The organism is Mesorhizobium sp. M7A.F.Ca.US.006.04.2.1 (assembly GCF_004022915.1).
Taxonomy (GTDB): domain Bacteria; phylum Pseudomonadota; class Alphaproteobacteria; order Rhizobiales; family Rhizobiaceae; genus Mesorhizobium; species Mesorhizobium ciceri.
Genome location: NZ_RZQA01000853.1, coordinates 1 through 2,714 on the forward strand (window position 1 = coordinate 1; position 2,714 = coordinate 2,714).

General features: G+C 61.4%; 5 protein-coding genes. 2 read left to right on the forward strand and 3 right to left on the reverse strand.

Annotated features, from left to right (window positions below; all coding sequences use genetic code 11):
* Nucleotides 1-164: alpha-hydroxy-acid oxidizing protein (locus tag EN925_RS41555; RefSeq protein WP_164894507.1), on the forward strand; the 164-nt coding region annotated here is incomplete at its 5' end.
* A gap of 250 nt (nt 165-414) precedes the next feature.
* On the opposite strand, the gene EN925_RS31160 is transcribed toward EN925_RS41555, so the two are convergent.
* Complete coding sequence (locus EN925_RS31160) at nt 415-1,014, reverse strand: TetR/AcrR family transcriptional regulator (RefSeq protein WP_127368604.1); 600 nt, start codon at nt 1,012-1,014, stop codon at nt 415-417.
* A gap of 354 nt (nt 1,015-1,368) precedes the next feature.
* Between EN925_RS31160 and EN925_RS31165 the strand changes: the two genes are divergently transcribed.
* Entirely contained in the window at nt 1,369-2,109 is a 741-nt protein-coding gene (locus tag EN925_RS31165; protein ID WP_127366734.1) for an NAD(P)-binding domain-containing protein, read from the forward strand.
* Here EN925_RS31165 and EN925_RS31170 read toward each other — a convergent pair.
* The gene (locus EN925_RS31170) at nt 2,093-2,248 is read right to left on the reverse strand and encodes a hypothetical protein (RefSeq protein WP_196815386.1); all 156 of its coding nucleotides are present in this window, start codon (nt 2,246-2,248) and stop codon (nt 2,093-2,095) included. The genes EN925_RS31165 and EN925_RS31170 overlap by 17 nt on opposite strands.
* 74 nt (nt 2,249-2,322) lie before the next feature.
* Nucleotides 2,323-2,714 (reverse strand): LysR substrate-binding domain-containing protein (locus EN925_RS31175; RefSeq protein ID WP_245487368.1); only part of this gene is annotated, 392 nt, incomplete at its 5' end.

Here is a 2,714-nt window from a genome sequence, read left to right on the forward strand (position 1 = left end):
GCGCCACCGTCGCGGCGATCGGCCGGGCCGCCCTGTTCGGCGCCGTGGCTGGCGAGCCCGGCGTGGCCAAGGCACTGGATATCATCCTGGACGAAGTGGTGACTTGCCTCAGGCTCTGCGGGATCCCCCGTTTTCAGGAAGCGGGATCAGAAATGATAGCATAGCGCCAAGACGAGTGCTCACGCTTGGTCAAGAGGTACAGAAAACCCCCGCTCGTCCAATATTCTTCCTCATCATGCCAAGGTTTTGCTATCGCGGTTGTGCAAGCGGCTGCGGGCGGCCGACCAATTGCCGCCCTCACACGCCGCTCCTTCCCAAGCCCAGCGGCCGCCTGTCAGAGAGCACTTGTTTGATGCACACCCGCTAGCGGCGGTCGTGATTAAATTCGAGAGGCTGCGCAGTCGGATAGGCAGACTAAGGTCGGCCGCCCGGTGCTGTTTTCGGTTCCATCCACCCGTTCTTCAGAATGTCGCGAAGCACGTTGCGGATGTCTTCGCCCGCTGCCGTTGCGCCGCTCGCCCAAGCGATCGCCAGTGCCCCGAAAAAGATGTCGCGCCCGGTCATCGTCCGTCGTGCAAGCCCTTCGTCCTGTGCAGCCATCAGGATTCGCTCCGTCGTCGCGATGACAGCATGGCAGGTCGGCGTCAGCGGGGATTCTACTCGGCAAGCCGCCCGTAACGGTTCAGGCAAGCCCTCATAAGCCAGCATCCAGTCGCCGAGAGCTTCAACCCAGAGTTCGAGTGCGCGGCCTGCATCGCTCTCCCCGGCTTCGATTTCAACGCGACGATGGTCGAGGCCTTCATAATGAAGAACTAACAGCGCAGCCAGCAGGGCGTCTTTGTTTGGAAAATGGCGGTAGAGCGTCCCTGCTCCCACGCCCGCCAGCTTCGCAATAGAATCCATCGAAACGTCAACACTATCGTTGCCGAACGCTTGTCGCGCCACCTCGAGAATGTGCGCCCGATTATGCTGCGCGTCCCTGCGCAGGGCTGACGCGACCGAAAATTGCGACATTACTGACCTTGAACCCTTGAAGACCGGAGATACTCTCCGTATCTAAAAGCCGAATCGGAGAGAGTCTCCATATAGCCCCCGGTCGACTATTCTAACAGGTCGGCATCAGCGAGCGAAACGAGGACACGATGATCAGGCAGATGATACCGGCATGCATCCGGGCAACGAGCACCGCAACCTGCCTGGCGCCTGGCGCGCACCGTCAGTAGATGCCGCGAGCTATACGAGTTTCGAGGCGGGCTGCTCCGTCGGCAGCACCGCCCTGCGCGACCCTCTGGATGTCCGCTCAATACGGAATAGATCAGCGCACCATGCGCTGAGCTCATAATCACAATTATCTGGAAGGAAATCGGCATGAAGATCGGCATTATCGGCGCGGGAAATATCGGCACCACCCTTGCACGAAAGCTGTCAGCCGCCGGACACGCGGTGAAGCTGGCGGGCTCGAAGGGGCCTGAGGACATCGGCGAGAAAGCGACGGAGGTTGGTGCGCTCCCGGTTGCCGCGCACGAAGCAGCCAGGGATGTCGAGGCGATCGTTCTATCGATCCCATTTGCGAAGATCCCCGATGTCGCCGGCCTCTTTGCCGATGTACCAGCCAACGTGGTCGTGATCGACACCTCCAATTATTATCCCATGCGCGACGGGAATATCGCGGAGGTTGACGATGGGAAGCCGGAAAGCGTGTGGTCCAGCGAACAACTCGGCCGGCCAGTGGTCAAGGCATTCAATGCAGTCCTCGCCCAAACGCTCGCAGAAAGTGGCGCAGCGGCCGGAATGACCGGACGCATCGCGATCCCCGTCGCAGGCGATGATGTGCATGCCAAAGCGATCGCAAGCGAACTGGTGAACGAGACCGGTTTCGACGCACTTGATGCCGGCGATCTCGCGAATTCCTGGCGCCAGCAACCGGGCACGCCCGCCTACTGCACGGAACTGACGTTGCCTGATCTTCAGGATGCGCTGTCCACGGCGGAAAAGGCGCGCGCACCCGGAATTCGCGACGCGCTGATCAAGGGCTTCATGGAGGCGACGCCTCCCCTCCGCCACGAGCAGATCGTAGCCCGCAACCGTGAAGTCACCGCCCGCCGATGAGAAACTTCTCCGGTTCCGGTCCGAGGTGACCAATAAGACTGTCCAAGAATTCCTTCTGTTTGTCGGGAGCAACCTGAGGGACGACGATGACGAGGTAATTTGCGACAAAGGTGAAATCCCCCTTGAGGATGCGAGGCATCAGCTCCTGAGCGCGGCATGCTCCGCTGCTCAACCAGCGAGCCTGAGCCATAGCGCCTGACTGGCGGCAGGAGATTAGCCGCCGCCGCCCATGGTTACGGACATAAAGGCCCGGAAGGCCGCAGCCGCCGGTTCGATTGATCTGTCACGCGACCAGGCAAGGCCAACGTCCATAGTGGGGATGGGCTCGACAAGCCCGCGCACTTCGATGCGCTGCCCCTCCAAGGACCAGGGGCGGTAAACCATGTCGGACAGGACAGTGACCCCCATGCCGGCAGCCACGAGCGACCGCACGGCCTCGACCGAACTGGTGGTAAGGACGGCGCGGAGCGAAAGGCCCGCGGCATCCCAGTAACGGGCGGCCGTCGTGCGTGCCTCGTCAACCGTCAGCATGACATAATCTTCCGCCGCCACATCGGCGAGGCTGATCTCCTGCCGCGCGAGCAGATGATGATCAGCCGAAAGCC

What these genes read in the sequence shown, in the direction of transcription:
- EN925_RS31160 (WP_127368604.1), bottom strand. Translation starts at nt 1,014, where the DNA reads ATGTCGCAATTTTCGGTCGCGTCAGCCCTGCGCAGGGACGCGCAGCAT.
- EN925_RS31165 (WP_127366734.1), top strand. Translation starts at nt 1,369, where the DNA reads ATGAAGATCGGCATTATCGGCGCGGGAAATATCGGCACCACCCTTGCA.
- EN925_RS31170 (WP_196815386.1), bottom strand. Translation starts at nt 2,248, where the DNA reads ATGCCTCGCATCCTCAAGGGGGATTTCACCTTTGTCGCAAATTACCTC.